11 protein-coding genes are annotated in these 16810 nt (G+C 64.5%); 3 read left to right on the forward strand and 8 right to left on the reverse strand.

Annotation, left to right across the window (positions count from 1 at the left end; translation table 11 throughout):
• Positions 1-279 precede the first annotated feature (279 nt).
• Together ABID44_RS09685 and ABID44_RS09690 are read right to left on the reverse strand one after the other, a co-directional pair.
• Complete coding sequence (locus ABID44_RS09685) at positions 280-3369, reverse strand: efflux RND transporter permease subunit (protein WP_354151507.1); 3090 nt, start codon at positions 3367-3369, stop codon at positions 280-282.
• On the reverse strand, positions 3366-4571 hold the full coding sequence (locus ABID44_RS09690; protein ID WP_354151508.1) for an efflux RND transporter periplasmic adaptor subunit: 1206 nt from the start codon (positions 4569-4571) through the stop codon (positions 3366-3368). Before ABID44_RS09690 ends, ABID44_RS09685 begins: the two co-directional genes overlap by 4 nt.
• Positions 4572-4693: 122 nt before the next feature.
• Between ABID44_RS09690 and ABID44_RS09695 the strand changes: the two genes are divergently transcribed.
• Positions 4694-5248 carry a TetR/AcrR family transcriptional regulator gene (locus ABID44_RS09695; RefSeq protein ID WP_354151509.1) on the forward strand — a complete coding sequence of 185 codons (555 nt, stop codon included), beginning with the start codon at positions 4694-4696 and terminating at the stop codon, positions 5246-5248.
• 183 nt (positions 5249-5431) lie between these two features.
• Here ABID44_RS09695 and map read toward each other — a convergent pair whose 3' ends face one another.
• Positions 5432-6184 (reverse strand): type I methionyl aminopeptidase, encoded by a 753-nt coding sequence (map, locus tag ABID44_RS09700; RefSeq protein ID WP_354151510.1) that lies wholly within the window; start codon positions 6182-6184, stop codon positions 5432-5434.
• 73 nt (positions 6185-6257) lie between these two features.
• Positions 6258-8909, reverse strand: coding sequence for a DNA mismatch repair protein MutS (gene mutS / locus ABID44_RS09705; RefSeq protein WP_354151673.1), 2652 nt, complete (start codon positions 8907-8909; stop codon positions 6258-6260).
• A 206-nt stretch (positions 8910-9115) separates the two neighbouring features.
• Here mutS and ABID44_RS09710 point away from each other — a divergent pair, with 206 nt between their 5' ends.
• Positions 9116-11395: an NADP-dependent malic enzyme gene (locus ABID44_RS09710; RefSeq protein WP_354151511.1), complete on the forward strand. Its 2280-nt coding sequence runs from the start codon at positions 9116-9118 to the stop codon at positions 11393-11395.
• Positions 11396-11621: 226 nt separating this feature from the next.
• The gene (locus ABID44_RS09715) at positions 11622-12992 is read left to right on the forward strand and encodes a dicarboxylate/amino acid:cation symporter (protein ID WP_354151512.1); all 1371 of its coding nucleotides are present in this window, start codon (positions 11622-11624) and stop codon (positions 12990-12992) included.
• A gap of 77 nt (positions 12993-13069) precedes the next feature.
• On the opposite strand, the gene ABID44_RS09720 is transcribed toward ABID44_RS09715, so the two are convergent.
• The 4 genes from ABID44_RS09720 to ABID44_RS09735 all read right to left on the reverse strand — a co-directional run bounded on the left by ABID44_RS09720 (position 13070) and on the right by ABID44_RS09735 (position 16805).
• Positions 13070-14029, reverse strand: a complete 960-nt coding sequence (locus ABID44_RS09720) for a DUF1402 family protein (protein ID WP_354151513.1) — start codon at positions 14027-14029, stop codon at positions 13070-13072.
• 165 nt (positions 14030-14194) lie between these two features.
• Entirely contained in the window at positions 14195-15040 is an 846-nt protein-coding gene (locus tag ABID44_RS09725; protein WP_354151514.1) for a dipeptide ABC transporter ATP-binding protein, read from the reverse strand.
• A complete protein-coding gene (locus ABID44_RS09730) occupies positions 15037-15885 on the reverse strand; it encodes an ABC transporter ATP-binding protein (protein ID WP_354151515.1) in 849 nt (282 codons plus the stop codon). The genes ABID44_RS09725 and ABID44_RS09730 overlap by 4 nt, the downstream gene beginning before the upstream one ends.
• Complete coding sequence (locus ABID44_RS09735; RefSeq protein WP_354151516.1) at positions 15885-16805, reverse strand: ABC transporter permease subunit; 921 nt, start codon at positions 16803-16805, stop codon at positions 15885-15887. Before ABID44_RS09735 ends, ABID44_RS09730 begins: the two co-directional genes overlap by 1 nt.
• Positions 16806-16810 lie beyond the last annotated feature (5 nt).

A 16810-nucleotide genomic window follows, 5' to 3' on the forward strand; every position in this document is an offset into this window, starting at 1 on the left:
AAATCGCCGTCCTTCATGCCCGTCGCACGCCACAAACCACGGGCCCCGGCCATGTTGCGGCCATGCGTCGTCGTACGAGAGCGATAGGGAGGCATTCAAATTTCCTTGGCTGTTTTGGCTGCAGCGCCTTGCTTGCTGTCTGACCCTGTAAAATAGGGCGGCGGCACTCCATATGCCATCTTTTTCTGCCGCGCCGCCGTTGCGCCACAAGGACGCGGGACTTTCAAAAGAAACAGCCCGGACCGGGCCGGGCTGTTTCTTTTTCGTGCGAACCGCGCCTCAGTGGGAGGGGGCGGGCTCGGTCTGCGGCTGCGGGGCGTCATGGGCATAGGCGTCGCCATGATCCCTGCTGGCCAGGAAGGTGTAGAACATCGGCACGACGAACAGCGTGAACATGGTGCCGATGAGAATGCCGGAGAAGATCACCAGACCCATGGAGTAACGGGCCGCGGCGCCGGCGCCCTGGGCGGTGATCAGCGGCACCACGCCCAGCGCCATCGCCGCCGTGGTCATCAGGATCGGACGCAGGCGCACCTTGGCCGAGGCCACGATGCCCTCGCGCCGCGACAGTCCCTGTTCGGCGCGCAGCTGGTTTGCGAACTCCACCAGCAGGATGCCGTGCTTGGTGATCAGGCCGATCAGCGTGATCAGGCCGACCTGAGTGTAGATGTTGAGCGTGCCCAATCCCAGATTAAGCGGTATGATGGCTCCGAAGATCGACAGCGGCACCGACATCATGATGATGAGCGGATCCCGGAAGCTTTCGAACTGGGCGGCCAGCACCAGATAGATCACGACCACGGCCAGCGCGAAGGCGATCATGATGGTGTTGCCCTGCTCCTTTTCGAGACGGGACTGGCCCGAATAGTCGATGAAGAAGCCGTTCGGCAGCGCCGCCTGGGCGATCTGCTCGATCGTCTGCACGCCCGTGCCGGTGGTTACGCCCGGCACCGGAAGAGCCGCGATGGTCGCCGAGTTCAGCTGGTTGAACTGATCGATCGAAGCCGGCGACGAGTTGGTGGAAATCTTCACCACGGTCGACAGCGGAACCATCTCGCCAGTGGAGGCGCGCACGAAGAAATCGCCGAGACGTTCGGGATTGTTGCGATACTCCTGCGGCACCTGCGGAATGATGTCGTAGGAATTGGAGTCGCGGTCGAACTGCGCCACCTCGGCGCCGCCGACCAGCAGGCCGAGCGTCTGGCCGATCTCGCTGATCGGGATGTTCATCGCGGCGGCGCGGTCCCGGTCAATGGTGACGGTGATCTGCGGCGCGTCGAAGGACAGCGAATTCTGGACGATGATGAACCGGCCCGAAGCCTGCGCTTCCCGCCTGATCTGCTCGGCCACCTCGTACACCTGGCTGGCTTCGCCCGTCGACTGGATGACGATCGAGATCGGCAGGCCGCCGCCGGCGCCCGGCAGCGAGGGCGGCGCGAAGACCAGAGCCTCGACGCCCGCCACCTTGCCGAGCCGACCCTGAATATCGGTCTGAAGCTCCTTTTGCGAACGGGCGCGTTCGGCCCAATCCTTGAAGGCCCAGATGGCGAAGCCGCTGTTGGTGCCGCCGCCGATGCCCACCACGGAGAAGGCCGCGCGCAATTCCGGCAGGTCCTTGGTCAACTCATACGCCTGATCCAGATAGAGGCTGGTGTAGTCGGAAGTCGCATAGCGCGGCCCGGTCACCAGTGAGAACAGCGCGCCCACATCTTCTTCAGGCGCCAGCTCGCTGGACGTCTTGAAGAACATGAAACCCGTGACCGACACCAGCGCGATGACGATCATCAGCGTCACCGGCCGATAGTTCAGCGAGCCGGAAACCAGCCGCTCGTAGCGGTTGGCGATACGGTCGAAGGTGCGGTCGACGAAGGCTGCGAAACGGCTGGGGTTGCCGGACTTGAGCAGGCGCGCCGACATCATCGGCGTGACTGTCAGCGCGACAACGCCCGAAATCACCACCGCCCCGGCAAGCGTCACCGCAAACTCGCGGAACAGCGCGCCTGTCAGGCCGCCGGTGAAGGCCAGCGGCGCGAACACGGCGGCCAGCGTGATCGTCATCGACACCACCGGCCCGGTGATTTCGCGCATGCCGACGAAGGCTGCGTCCATCGGACTCAACCCCTCCTCCATGTGGCGGTGGATGTTCTCCACCACGACGATGGCGTCGTCGACCACCAGGCCGATGGCCAGAACCATGGCCAGCAACGAGAGCAGGTTGATCGAATAGCCCATCAGGAAAAGGAAGAAGCCGACGCCGATCAGCGACAGCGGGATGGTGATGACCGGCATCACCACCGACCGCAGCGAGCCGAGGAACAGCAGGATGACGAGGATGACGATGATCACCGCTTCGCCGATGGTCTTGAAGACTTCCGTGATCGAGGCGCTGATCTGGTCGGTCGCGTCATAGACCAGCGTGATGTTCATGTCCTGCGGCAGGCTGGCCTGAATGTCGGGCAGTTCGCGCTCGACCGCCGAGGCGGTGTCCAGCGGGTTGGCCGACGGCGTCGGGAAGATGCCGATGAAGGTGCCGGGCTGACCGTTGAACACCACGCGCGTGTCGGTGCTTTCGGCAGCCAGCTCGACCCGCGCGACGTCGCCCAGTCTCACCACGCCGTTCTTGTCGTCGGATTTGAGCGGCAGGGTCGCGAAGGATTCCGGCGTCTGCAAGGTGGAGCGCAGCGTGATCGACTGCGCCACATACTCGTTTTCGGTCTTGCCCGGCGCGGCCAGGAAGTTCGAGCTGTTGATCGCGCCCACCACATCGGCGGCGGTCAGCCCGCGCGCGGCGAGGCGGATGGGGTCGATCCACACACGCATCGAATAGTTCGCGGCGCCCAGAACCTGAACCTGTGCAACGCCCTCGATGGTCGACATGCGCGGCCGCAGCACGCGTTCAATATATTCGGTGAGCTGCTCCGAGCTCATGTGCGGGTTCTGCACGGCCAGATACATGATGGCGAACTGCTGGCCGGTGCCCTTGACGATGGTCGGGTCCTTGGCCCCGCTCGGCAGTTGCCCGCGCACCTCCTGCACCTTGGACATCACCTCGGTGAGCGCCGTGTCGGGGTTGGAGCCGAGCTTCATCTGCACGGTCACCACCGACGACGACGGCATGCTCTGCGAGCTGACGTAGTCGATGTTTTCCGTGGTCGCCACGGCCTCGGCGATCGGGGCCGTGATGAAACCCTGGATCAGGTCCGGGTTCGCGCCCGCATAGACCGTGGTGACGGTGATGACGGTTTCGTCGACTTTCGGATATTCACGGACCGACAGATTGAACAGGCCCTGGAAGCCGAGCAGCAGGATCAGCAGCGCGACAACGGTCGAAAGGACGGGACGTCGGATGAAGAGCGCAGAAAAGTTCATTCGCCGTTGCTCCGCGGCTGTCCGGCCCTGGACGGGTCAATGGTGTTGTCGACTACGACCGGTGAGCCATTGTTGAGACGGTTCTGGCCGGCTGTGACGACTTCGTCGCCGGCCTCCACGCCGCGCGTGATTTCCACCCGGCCATCGGAGCGCCGGCCGATGCCGACGAAGACCTGCGTGACGGCGAGCGAAGGCCCGGCTTCCGCCGCGGCCTCTTCGGCCGGCTTTTCCTCGCCAGCCGCCGCGACCGCCTCGCCAGTCTCGGCCGTCTTTGGCTCGTTCGTGGCCTTGTCGGCTGACCGAACGACATAGACATAGTCGCCGTAGAGACTGCTGATCAGCGCGGTCTGCGGCACGGCGATGATGTTGTCCTCGCTCGGCAGGATGACGCGCACCTGCACGAACTGGCCGGGGCTCAGATGCCCGTCCCCGTTGGAGATTTCGGCGCGCACCGACACCAGCCGGCTGGCCGGGTCGATCTTGGGATCGATGCCGGTGATGACGCCCTTGTAGGGCATGTCGTCGCCGGTCAGGCCGAACAGCACCTCCTGGCCGATCTTCAGGTCGGGGAAGCGTTGTTCCGCAACGGTGAAGTCGGCGCGCAGCGTATCGAGATCCTGCAGCGTGGCGACCGGGTTGCCGGGGGCGACATACTGGCCTTCCTCGATGCGTGGAATGCCGATGGTTCCGGAGAAAGGCGCCTTCAGCAGCTTCTGATCGAGGACGGCTTGCAGCTTGGCGACCTGCGAGATCGACGTCTGCCAGCTGGCGCGGGCGGAATCGAGCGTGGCGTCGGTGCCGACGCCGCGCTTCTGCAGAGCGACGGCGCGGTCGAGCGCCTGCTTGTCGAGCGCTTCCTGTGTCCTGCCCACCTCGAGGTCGGCCTTCTGCACGGCGTCGTCCAGCCGCACCAGTTCCTGGCCCTGCTCGACCTTTTCATTGGCCTTGAACAGGATTTCCTTGACGATGCCGGTGGTCTCGACAGTCAGGTCGACGCCGCTCGCGGCCGAGACGGTGCCAATGGCCTCGATGCTGGGCCTCCAGGTTATCGGCTCGACTTTCGCGGTCGACACCGTCAGCGGATTGACCGGCATATTGGCGAAGAAGTCCTCGATCGCCTTGTCGCGGAACAGGTTGAATCCGACGATGCCCCCGCAAACAATCACAAGCAGGATGAATGCGATGATGAAGCGCTTGATCAAGGTAGTCCCTCTCGGTCGTCTGTTCTGAATTCAGATTCGGACGGCTTGCGTAAATTCGGGCTCTCTACTGTACCGTCTGGACGGTATTGTCAATTGGGTTTAAGCTTCGTATGGGAGCTCTCATGAAACCCAGAAAGTCCAATTCACGCGATAAAATCCTCGCGGCGGCAGCCGATGTAGCGCGAGAAGCCGGCCCCGGCAATCTTTCGCTCGACGCTGTCGCCAGCCGTGCAGGTATATCGAAAGGCGGTCTGCTTTACAATTTCCCGAGCAAGGCGAAGCTCATGCAGGCCTTGGTGGAGCAGCATCTGCAGGACTTCGCCAGCGCGCTGGAAGACATCCATTCCGCCGACGGGCGCAAAAACCTGCTGTCCGCCTATATCCGCCTGTCGGTCGAGGAATGTCAGGAGACTGAGGCGTCAGCCTCCTGGATTTTCTCGGCTATCGCTGAAGATCCCGAATTCCTGACGCCAATCAAAACGTTCAAGCGTCAGCTTTTCGAGCGGCTGAAGGCCAAAACTCCCGATTTGAAAGCCCTGCTGGTGACCTATCTGGCGATTGAAGGGCTGCGCAGCATGACGCTTTTCGAGTTCCACACGCTGGAAGACGAAGAGCGTCAGCTCCTCGTCGATTCGCTGCTGGCGCTGGCGGGGACTGACGCCGGTATCGCCGGATAGAGCATTTCCAGCAAAAGTGTGAAACGGTTTTGCGTCCGGAAATGCGTCTAAAATAATAAAGAGATAGAGCATTTTGCAGTCAGACGGAATCGTCTGACGATGCACAAATGCGGCCAGGGAAAGAAGCTGGAGCAGCGCGGGTGGGTTCGTCAGAACGCCCGTCTCTCCAGGCCGCGTATCGGATCAGCCGGGCAGCGTCACCACGACCGGACCGCTGCGCGTGGCGACGACGGTGTGCTCATATTGCACGGTCGGCGCGCGCGGTTCGCTGTAGAGTGTCCAGTCGTCGTCCTCGCCATTCTCGGCCCATTCGGCACCCAAAGATAAAAACGGCTCGACTGTGAAGACGAGACCGTCATTCATGATCCGGCGCTCTGAACGGTCCGGCCATGTGGAAATGGACGACGGTTCCTCATGCAGGGAGCGGCCGACGCCGTGGCTGGCGAGGTTGCGCACCAGCGTGTATCGGTTCTTTTCGGCGAAGGCGCCGATCGCCTTGCCGATGCCGGCCAGCGGTTTGTCCGCGCCCACCTGCGCGATGCCCGTCCACATGGCGCGCTTTCCATCGCGACAGAGACGTTCGACGCTGCGCGAAACGGGCGGCACGATGAACGACGCGCCGGTGTCGGCGAAGAAGCCGTTCTTTTCCGCCGACACGTCGATATTGACCAGATCGCCCCTCTCGATCCGGCGATTGCCGGGAATCCCGTGGGCGATCTCCTCGTTGACGCTGATGCCGGTCGCGCCGGGAAAGCCATAGGTGACCTCGGGGCCGGAGCGCGCGCCAGCCTGCTCCAGAAGCTTGCGGCCGAGTTCATCCAGTTCGGCGGTGGTGATTCCGGGTTCCACAGCCGCCCCCATGGCCCTGAGCGTGTCGGCCACGATGCGCCCGATCTCCCTGAGCGCGTCGAACTCGTCTTCGTTTGAAATGGTCATCGGCCTGGCCGCCTTGCTTTGTCGTTCACCCGCAGATAGGCCGTGAGCCTCGTGGCCGCAAGCCAGCCCGATTTCAACCGGTCGCCAATCCCTTCATCCGGTAGAGGGCTTCCAGCGCCTCGCGCGGCGTCATCTCGTCGGGATGGATGCCGGCCAGCGCCTCTGAAAGCGCGTCGGAACGCGGGGCGGGTTTGGGCGGCTCGCGCTTCATCGCCGCCGAGAACAGAGGCAGGTCGTCGATCAGCCGCTCCGCCTTGCCGGAAACCTCGCCTGCCTCAAGCTGGTGCAGCACCTCTCTGGCGCGCGCCACCACGGCTTCCGGCAGGCCGGCCAGGCGCGCCACCTGCACGCCATAGCTGCGGTCGGCGGCGCCCTTGCCGACCTCGTGCAGGAAGACGACGTCGCCCTCCCATTCCTTGACCCGCATGGTGACGTTGTGAAGGCGGGCAAGCTTTTCCGCAAGCGCCGTCATCTCGTGGAAATGGGTGGCGAACACCGCCCGGCAGCGGTTCTGCTCATGCAGATATTCCACTGCCGCCCAGGCGATGGAGAGCCCGTCGAAAGTGGCGGTGCCGCGCCCGATCTCGTCGAGGATGACCAGTGAGCGCTCGCCGGCCTGATTGAGGATCGCCGCCGTCTCGACCATCTCGACCATGAAGGTCGAGCGGCCCCGCGCCAGATCGTCGGATGCGCCGACACGGGAAAACAGTCGGTCGACCACGCCGATATGGGCTTTCGTCGCCGGTACGAAGGAGCCGGTCTGGGCAAGAATGGCGATCAGCGCGTTCTGCCGCAGGAAGGTCGATTTACCGCCCATATTGGGGCCGGTGAGCAACCAGATCGCCCCGTTCCTGCCATCGCCCTCCGGCGACAGGTCGCAATCATTGGCGACGAACGGACCTTCGCCCGCCCGGCGCAGCGCCTGTTCGACGACCGGATGGCGGCCGCCCTCGATCTCGAAGGCAAGGCTGGAATCGACCTGCGGCCGGCGCCAGTCTTCACGCTCGGCCAGCAGCGCCAGCGCCGCCGACAGGTCCAGCACGGCGAGCGCGCCGGCCCCGGCGCGGATCGCTTCCGCCTCGGCCACCGCCTCCTTCAGCAGCCTGTCGAATACGGCGAGCTCGATGGTGAGTGCGCGCGCGGCCGCATTGGCGATCCGGCTTTCCAGCCCGGCCAGCTCGGTCGTGGTGAAACGCATGGCGTTGGCCATGGTCTGGCGGTGGATGAAGCGGGCCTTGGCCTCGTCCGTGCCGGTCATGACCGCCTGATGGTTGGCCGTCACCTCTATGTAATAGCCGAGCACGTTGTTGTGCCGGATCTTGAGCGCGCGGATGCCGGTTTCCTCAGCCAGATCGCGTTCCATGGCGGCGATGACGCGGCGCGATTCGTCGCGCAGCGCCCGCATCTCGTCGAGCTCGGCGTCGTAGCCGGCGCGCACGAAGCCGCCGTCGCGCCTGATCAGGGGCAGGTCTTCGCCCAGCGCCAGTTGCAGATGCTGCGCCAGTCCTGACGGCAGGGATGCGATGGCCTCCAGCGCCTGCCTGATTTCGGCCGGAGGTTCGGCGCCGGCGAAGATGCCGGCAATGGCTGAGGCCGCCGAAAGCCCTGAGCGTAGCGCGCCGAGATCGCGCGGGCCGCCTCGGTTGAGCGCCAGTCTGGACAGGGCGCGCGGCATGTCGGCCACGCCTTTCAGCGCTGCCCGCACCGTTTCGCCAAGGCGCGGCTCCGTCCGGAAGAAGGAGACTGCGTCGAGACGCGCGGCGATTGCGGCCGGATCGGTCAGCGGCGAGGTCAGCCGCTCGGCCAGCAGGCGCGCGCCGCCGCCAGTCACCGTGCGGTCTATGGCCTTGAACAGCGACCCCTCGCGGCTGCCGGAAAGCGTGCGCAGCAGCTCCAGATTGGCGCGCGTCGCCGGATCGATGAACAGCGTGGCGCCGCTTTCCTCGCGTTCGGGTCGCGACAGCGGCGGCCGCTCCGCCTTCTGCGTCTTCTCCACATAGGCGATGATGCCGGAGATGGCCGACAACTCGGCGCGGCCGAACGCGCCGAAACTGTCCGGCGTCGCCACCTCGAAGAAGCGGGCGATGCGTGCCGGCGCGGAAGTGGAATCGAACAGGCTGGAGGGCTGCGGATTGGCCACCCGTCCGAGCACGTCGAAGGCCGGTTTCAGCGCGGGATCGTAAAAAACCGGCTCGGCCACGATCAGTTCGCGCGGATCGACGCGCAATATGTCGGCGAGCAGGCGGTCCTGCGTGGTTTCGGCAACCCGGAACGCGCCGGTCGAGATGTCGATCCAGGCGAGCGCGCAGGCCTGGTCGGCGGCTCCCTTCACCCGGCCCAGCGCCATCAGGAAGCTGGATTCCGCCGGGGCCAGCAGCTTGTCCTCGGTGATGGTGCCGGGCGTGACCAGCCGGATCACGTCGCGCCGCACCACGGCCTTGGAGCCGCGCTTCCTGGCTTCGGCGGGATCCTCGATCTGCTCGCACACGGCGACGCGGAATCCTGAAGCGATCAGCTTTTGCAGATAGTCGTCGGCCGCATGGACCGGCACGCCGCACATCGGGATGTCCTGTCCCTGATGCTTGCCGCGCTTCGTGAGCACGATGCCGAGCGCGTGCGCGGCCTTTTCGGCGTCGTCGAAGAACAGCTCGTAGAAATCGCCCATGCGATAAAACAGCAGCGAATCGGGATTCGCCGCCTTGATCTCGAGATATTGTTCCATCATGGGCGTGGCGGCGGCCGCCGCCTGGGGTGTTTCAGTCACGCTTTCAGGACGCACTTGTGTCTCGTGGTTCAAGAAACTGTTTCCAAAATTTCTATATCCAGTGGCTTGGCGCTTTACGGCGGGGAAGTGTAGCCTTAATTGCGCAAACTCCACAAAAACAAGCCGCGGTGGAAACACTGCGGCGCCGGTGAGGAAACCTTTAGCATATGCCCAGCAAGATCGAGAACGCGAGCCCCTCAGTCAGCCCCGAGGAGGCGCTGGAGTTCCACGCCCGCGGCCGTCCCGGCAAGCTGGAAATCGTGCCGACCAAGCCGATGGCCACGCAGCGCGACCTTTCGCTCGCCTATTCGCCGGGCGTCGCCGCTCCGGTCAAGGCGATCGCCGAAGACCCCAGCCGCGCCTTCGACTACACCAGCCGTGGCAACATGGTGGCTGTGATTTCCAACGGCACCGCCATTCTGGGCCTCGGCAATCTCGGCGCTCTGGCCTCCAAGCCGGTGATGGAAGGCAAGGCGGTCCTGTTCAAGCGCTTCGCCGACGTCGATTCCATCGATCTTGAGGTCGATACCGAGGATGCGAACGAATTCATCAACTGCGTGAAATTCCTCGGCCCCTCGTTCGGCGGCATCAATCTGGAGGACATCAAGGCGCCGGAATGCTTCATCATCGAGCAGCGCCTGCGCGAACTGATGGACATTCCGGTCTTCCATGACGACCAGCACGGCACCGCCATCATCTCCGCCGCCGGCCTCATCAACGCGCTGGAAATCACCGGGCGCGACATGAAGACGACGAAGCTGGTCTGCAACGGCGCGGGCTCGGCCGGCATCGCCTGCATCGAACTGATCAAGGCGATGGGCTTCGCGCCGGAGAACGTCACCCTGTGCGACACAAAGGGCGTCGTCTGGCAGGGCCGGCAGGAAGGCATGAACCAGTGGAAATCGGCCCATGCCGTGAACACCGACGCGCGCACGCTGGCCGAGGCCATGGATGGCGCGGACGTGTTTTTCGGCCTTTCCGCCAAGGGCGCGCTGACGCCCGCCATGGTGCAGTCCATGGCCCGGAATCCGATCATCTTCGCCATGGCCAATCCCGACCCGGAAATCACTCCGCAGGAGGTGGCCGAGATCCGTACCGACGCCATCATGGCGACCGGCCGTTCGGACTTCCCGAACCAGGTCAACAACGTGCTGGGCTTCCCTTACATCTTCCGTGGCGCGCTGGATGTGCAGGCCACGACGATTAACGAGGAGATGAAGATCGCCGCCGCCCATGCGCTGGCCGAACTGGCGCGCAAGGACGTGCCCGACGACGTGGCCGCAGCCTATCAGGGCAACCGGCCGAAATTCGGCCCGAACTACATCATCCCCGTGCCGTTCGATCCGCGCCTGATCTCCGCCATTCCGCTGGCGGTGGCGAGGGCTGCGATGGAAACCGGCGTGGCGCGCCGGCCGATCGTCAATCTGGAGCGCTATGCGCAGGAGCTTTCTGCCCGCCGTGATCCGATCGCTTCCACCCTCCAGCGCATCTACGACCGCGTTCGCCGCCAGCCCAAGCGCATCGTCTTCGCGGAGGGCGAGGAGGAGCAGGTCATGCGCGCCGCCGTCTCCTACGTCAATCAGGAGCTGGGCACCGCCATCCTGCTCGGACGCGACGACGTGATCAGGGAAAACGCCCGCCACGCCGGCATCGATCTCAACAAGCCCGGTATCGAGATCATCAACGCGCGCCTCTCGCGCCGCAATGCGGTCTATGCCGACTATCTCTACGAGCGCATGCAGCGCAAGGGCTACCTGTTCCGCGATTGCCAGCGCCTGATCAACAACGACCGCAACCACTTCGCCGCCTGCATGGTGGCGCTGGGCGACGCCGACGGCATCGTCACCGGCGTCACCCGCAACTATTCGACGGCGCTGGAGGACGTGCGCCGGGTCATCGACGCCAAGCCCGGCCATTGCGTCATCGGGGCCTCCATCGTGCTGGCGCGGGGCCGCACGGTGATCGTCGCCGACACCGCCGTGCATGACATGCCGAACGCCGAGCAGATCGCCGACATCGCCGAGGAAGCGGCCAGCTTCGCGCGGCGTATGGGCTATGAGCCGCGCGTGGCCATGCTGGCCTATTCCACCTTCGGCCATCCGCAGGGCGAGCGGTCGGAGCGCATCCAGGAGGCGGTGAAGATCCTCGACAAGCGTCGCGTCGATTTCGAATATGACGGCGAGATGGCCGCCGACGTGGCGCTCAACCCTGCCGCCATGCAGCAATATCCGTTCATGCGCCTGAACGGCCCGGCAAATGTGCTGGTCATGCCGGCCTTCCACTCGGCCTCCATCGCCACCAAGATGCTGCAGGAACTGGGCGGCTCCACCGTCATCGGCCCGCTGCTCGTCGGCCTCAACAAGCCGGTGCAGATCGTGTCGCTGAACGCCAAGGACAGCGACATCGTCAACATGGCGGCCATCGCGGCGTTCTCCGCCGGCACATGAAATCTTTTGCGGGCGGCCTGTCTGCGGGTCGCCCGATTTCAGGCGGGAAGCTCAATCAGTGAGAATTGAATTTCATATGCCTCCTTTCCGCGAGAAATAATTTCCCGTTTCCCTGAAAACGCCAAAAACTCATCCGGCGAAGCCTGTCTCGGCGCGTTGTAAATTCCGGTCAATCTCGTAGCGGCGCGCCGGGAAGGCAGTGGCGCGCCTGAAAGAAGGTCCGGACATGTCATCCCCTATCTCCTCGGTTCCGCGCTCCGCGCGCGAGCAAAAACCGCTTTACGCTTCCTTCGGCTTCCAGGTTCTCGTCGCCATGGTGGTCGGCCTTGCGCTCGGCTATGTCGCGCGTCAGATGGGCCCGGACGACGCCGGCGTCGCCAACTGGCTGACGGTGACGCTGTCGACCATCGGCTCGTCCTTCGTCTCGCTGCTCAGGGCGCTGGTTCCGGTGCTCGTCTTCACGGCCATCGTCGCCTCGATCGCCAATCTGCGCGAACTGAACAACGCGGCCCGGCTGGTGTGGCAGACGCTGATCTGGTTCGCCATCACCGCGCTGATCGCCGTGGTTATCGGCATCGCGCTGGGGCTTATCCTTCAGCCCGGCCTGCACACGGCGGTGACGGAAAGCGCGGCGCGCGCACCCTCCACCACCGGCAGCTGGCTCGATTTTCTGAAAGGTCTCATTCCGTCGAATATCCTCGGCCTCTCGGCGTCGACCAGGGTCACCGATGGAAGCGCCTCGACCAGCCTCAGCTTCAACGTGCTGCAGGTGCTGGTGATCTCGATCGCCGTTGGCGTGGCGGCCCTTCGCGTCGGCCCGGCCGCCGATCCGTTCCTCGCCTTCAACCGCTCGTTCCTGAAGGTCGTGCACAAGCTCCTGTGGTGGGTCATTCGCCTCACTCCCATCGGCACCATCGGCCTGCTCGGCAACGCCGTCGCCGTCTATGGCTGGGATGCGCTGGCGCAACTGGGCTGGTATTCGGCGGCCATCTATATCGGCCTGGCGCTGGTGCTGTTCGTGGTCTACCCGGTGCTGCTCGGCGCCAACGGGCTGAACCCGTTGCGCTTCTTCCAGGGCGCATGGCCGGCGATCCAGCTCGCCTTCGTCTCGCGCTCGTCCATCGGCACATTGCCGCTGACCGAGCAGGTGACGGAGAACAACCTCGGCGTGCCGCGCGAATATGCGGCCTTCGCCGTGCCGCTCGGCGCCACCACCAAGATGGATGGCTGCGCCTCGATCTACCCGGCGATCTCGGCCATCTTCGTCGCCCAGTTCTTCGGCGTCGATCTTGGCGTGCAGGATTATCTGCTGATCGCCTTCGTGTCGGTCATCGGCTCCGCCGCCACCGCCGGCCTCACCGGCGCGACCGTCATGCTGACCCTGACGCTGTCGACTCTCGGCCTGCCGCTGGAGGGCGTCGGCCTGCTGCTGGCGGTCGATCCGATCCTCGACATGGGCCGTACGGCGGTGAACGTCGCCGGTCAGGCGCTGGTGCCGACCATCGTCGCCAGGCGTCAGGGCATCCTCGATCAGGCCGCCTATGATCGCGGCGAGATTGTCGAGGCGAGCGACGGCCATCTCGCGCCGGCTGAATAAGCGGGCGGAGCGCCCTTGAAAAAGAAAGGCCGGGGCGGGAAGCCGCGCCGGCCTTCATTATTTTTGAGAAAGCTTTCTCAGAACAGCGCCTTCAGCTCGTCCAGCTTGTCGTTCACCAGCCAGCCATAATAGTTTTCCTGCGGCAGTTTTGGCGGCTGGCCGGCGGCGGCGCGGTTCCCGTTCTCATTCCTGAGCGCCTGTGCCCGCGTTTCGGGATTTCCGATATTGTAAAGCGTGGAGGTGACGCCCGGATTGCCGGAAATGTCGAAGCCGGCGATCTTCTGGTAGGCGTCGATGGAGTTGCGGATCGTCGCCGCCACATAGGGCAGGGTCAGGTCCGGATCCATGATGGTCTTGTAGACGTGGTTGGGATCGCGCACGTCGAGCTTCGGCAGGCCCGAGACCTTGTGCACCATGTCGCTCATCTGGAGGGCGGTCAGCGGGTTGAGCTGGCCGAGACCGAAGGTCTGCCCGGCATAGAGCGGCTGGAAGAAGGTCGCGCCGAACCGGTCGTTCGGGAAGCTGGAGCCGCCCACCGTCTTGCCGCGGAACGATCTGTTCCACACCTGCTCGCGGCATTGCCACAGCGAATAGCTGCCGGCCTTGCCCTCGCAGGCGTCGAACTCGGGCCGCTGCACGAAATCGGATACATCCTCGCCCTTGTAGGAGAAGGTCAGCCGATTGGAGAGGTAGGAGACCGCCTTGACGTAATAGGTCTGGAGCCGGTCATAGGCGTCGACATTATAGGTGTGTTCGCCAACGATGGCGCCGACCATGTGGATCGGATCGATGCCATAGGCCGCCGAAACCTGTTTGATCTTGCCGCGCAATGCGGCGTCGTTCTTCAGCAGCGCGTAGATCTTGCGGTACTTGGCCTGGAAGGTGGTGCTCGTCGCCTGCGTGCGCCGGCTCGATGCGCCCGGAATGGGCGGCTGCTCGACCGAGCGATTGCCGGAAGGCACCACTGTGGCGGCCTGCGCAGGCAGGACGATGGCGGCCGCCAGCAGGGCGATAGCTACGGATATCAGTTTTTTCATGCGTGCCGCCCGAGGATGGATGCGGCACAAATTATGAAAACAGGGCGTCCAAGTCGAGGCCGTATGCTTGCCGCCGGCCTCGCGCGGCGCATGGCGTTGCATAAATGTGGCAATTCGCCCGCGCCGGGGCGGCAGCCGGAGGGCCGCGCGACCGGATTTCATCGCTCAGGCGGCGCTCCTGCGCGCCAGCCTCGCCTTGATGCTTTCCACGTCGGCGCGCGGCGTCGCGGCGAACAGCGTGCGGGTGTAGCTGTGCTGCGGATCGGAAAAGACCTCGTCGCGCGATCCGTATTCCACCGCCTCGCCGAAATACATCACCATCACGTCGTCGGCGATGTAGCGCACCACTGAAAGATCGTGGCTGATAAAGATATAGGTTAGGCCGAACTCGTCCTGCAGGTCGGCGAGCAGGTTCAGCACCTGCGCCTGCACCGACAGGTCCAGCGCCGACACCGGCTCGTCGAGCACCAGCAGCGACGGATTGAGCATCAGCGCGCGCGCGATGGCGATACGCTGGCGCTGGCCGCCGGAGAACATATGCGGATAGCGGTTGTAGTGCTCGGTTCCGAGGCCGACCTTCCTGAGCATGGTCATGGCGCGGTCGCGTCGTTCGTCCGCCTTTACGCCGGTGTTGATGACCAGCGGTTCGCACAATATGTCGCCGATCTTCTGGCGCGGATTGAGCGAGCCATACGGGTTCTGGAACACGATCTGCACCTTGCGGCGCATCTCGGGAGTCAGCGGCGCGCTGGCGATGTCGATCTTGTGGCCCTCGATGAGCAGGTCGCCGGCGGTCGCCGGATCGATCAGCGTGATGATGCGCGCCAGCGTGGACTTGCCGCAGCCGCTCTCGCCGACGATGGCCAGAGTCTTGCCCTTCTCGACGCTGAACGACACGCCCTTGACCGCATGCACGGTGCGGGCCGGGGTGAACAGGCCGCCGCCCACATGATAGTCGCGCCGGATGTCCTTGCCTTCGACGATAACGACGCCCTTGGTGTCTGTGCTCATGGTGCGGCTCCGGGGGCGGGTTCGAACATCATGTCGGAAATGGTCGGCAACCTGTCGCCGACCGCGTTGTCGGGCAGGGCGGCGAGCAGGGCGCGCGTGTAGTTGCTTTTCGGGTTCTCGAACAGGGAAAGCACGTCGGCCTCCTCCATCTTGCGCCCACGATACTGAACGATGACCCGGTCGGCCGTCTCCGCCACCACCCCCATATTGTGGGTGATCATGATCAGCCCCATGCCGTGCTCGGCCTGGAGTTCCATCAGCAGATCCAGAATCTGCTTCTGGATGGTGACGTCGAGCGCGGTCGTCGGCTCGTCGGCGATCAGCAGCTTCGGGTTGCAGGCGATGGCCATGGCGATCATCACGCGCTGGCACTGCCCGCCCGACATCTGGTGCGGATAGGAGCCGAGCCGCTGCTCAGGCTCCGGAATGCCGACCAGTTTGAACAGCTCGATGGCGCGGGCACGACGTTCCGCCCTGCCCATGCCCATATGGAAGCGCAGCACCTCCTCGATCTGGAAGCCGACCGTGAAGCACGGATTGAGGCTGGCGACCGGCTCCTGGAAGATCATCGAGATGTCCTTGCCAACGATCCTGCGGCGCTCGGCCGTGTCGAGGCCGAGGAGGTCGATGCCGTTGAACGCCATGCGGTCGGCCCTGACCGTGGCGGATTTCGGCAGAAGGCCCATCACAGCCAGCATGGCCACCGACTTGCCGGAGCCCGATTCGCCGACGATGGCCAGAACTTCGCCGGGCTCGACCGACAGGTCGATTCCCTGCACGGCCACGAACGGACCAGTGGAGGTGTCGAATGAGACGGTGAGGTTCTTGATCTCTAGAAGCGGCATCACGACCTCTTGAGCCTGGGATCGAGCGCATCGCGCAGGCCGTCGCCGACCAGATTGATTGCGAGCACGGTGATGAGGATGGCGAGGCCGGGGAAGGTGACGACCCACCAGGCGCGCAGGATGAACTCGCGCGCTTCGGCCAGCATGGTTCCCCACTCCGGCGTGGGCGGCTGCGCGCCCATGCCGAGGAAGCCCAGGGCCGCCGCGTCGAGGATGGCGTTGGAGAAGGAAAGCGTGCCCTGCACGATGAGCGGGGCAAGGCAGTTCGGCAAAATGGTCCTGAACATCAGCCGCAGATGCCCCGCGCCCGCGACCTTTGCTGCGACGACATAGTCGCGGCTCTTTTCGGCCATCACCGCCGCGCGGGTCAGGCGCACGAAATGCGGTTGCAGCACCAGCGCGATGGCGATCATGGCGTTGGTGAGGCCCGGCCCCAGAACCGCCACCAGCACCAGCGCCAGCAGCAGCGACGGGAAGGCCAGGATGATATCCATGACACGCATGATCACGGTGTCGACCCAGCCACGGAAATAACCGGCGATGACGCCGACGATGATGCCACCGACCAGCGCCAGCGCGGTGACGATGGTGCCGATGAACAGGGAATAGCGCGTGCCGTGGATGAGGCGTGAAAGGATGTCGCGCCCCACGGGATCGGTGCCGAGCAGGAAGGCCGATCTTCCGCCTTCCTCCCATACGGGCGGCACCAGCACCGCGTCGCGGAACTGGGCGGCGGGCGCATATGGTGCGATCCACGGCGCCAGAAGGGCCACGATCACCAGCGCGATGAACACCCACAGGCCGATGACGGCGCCGCGATTTTCGGAAAAGTAGAACCAGAATTCGGCGAAACGGGCCTTGAACGAAGGATCGGCGCCGATGCCGGCGACGGTGTCCGTGACAGTGCTTGTGTCGGTCATGGCGC

Origin of the sequence: Aquamicrobium ahrensii (assembly GCF_040545755.1) — a bacterium.
GTDB lineage: Bacteria > Pseudomonadota > Alphaproteobacteria > Rhizobiales > Rhizobiaceae > Mesorhizobium > Mesorhizobium ahrensii.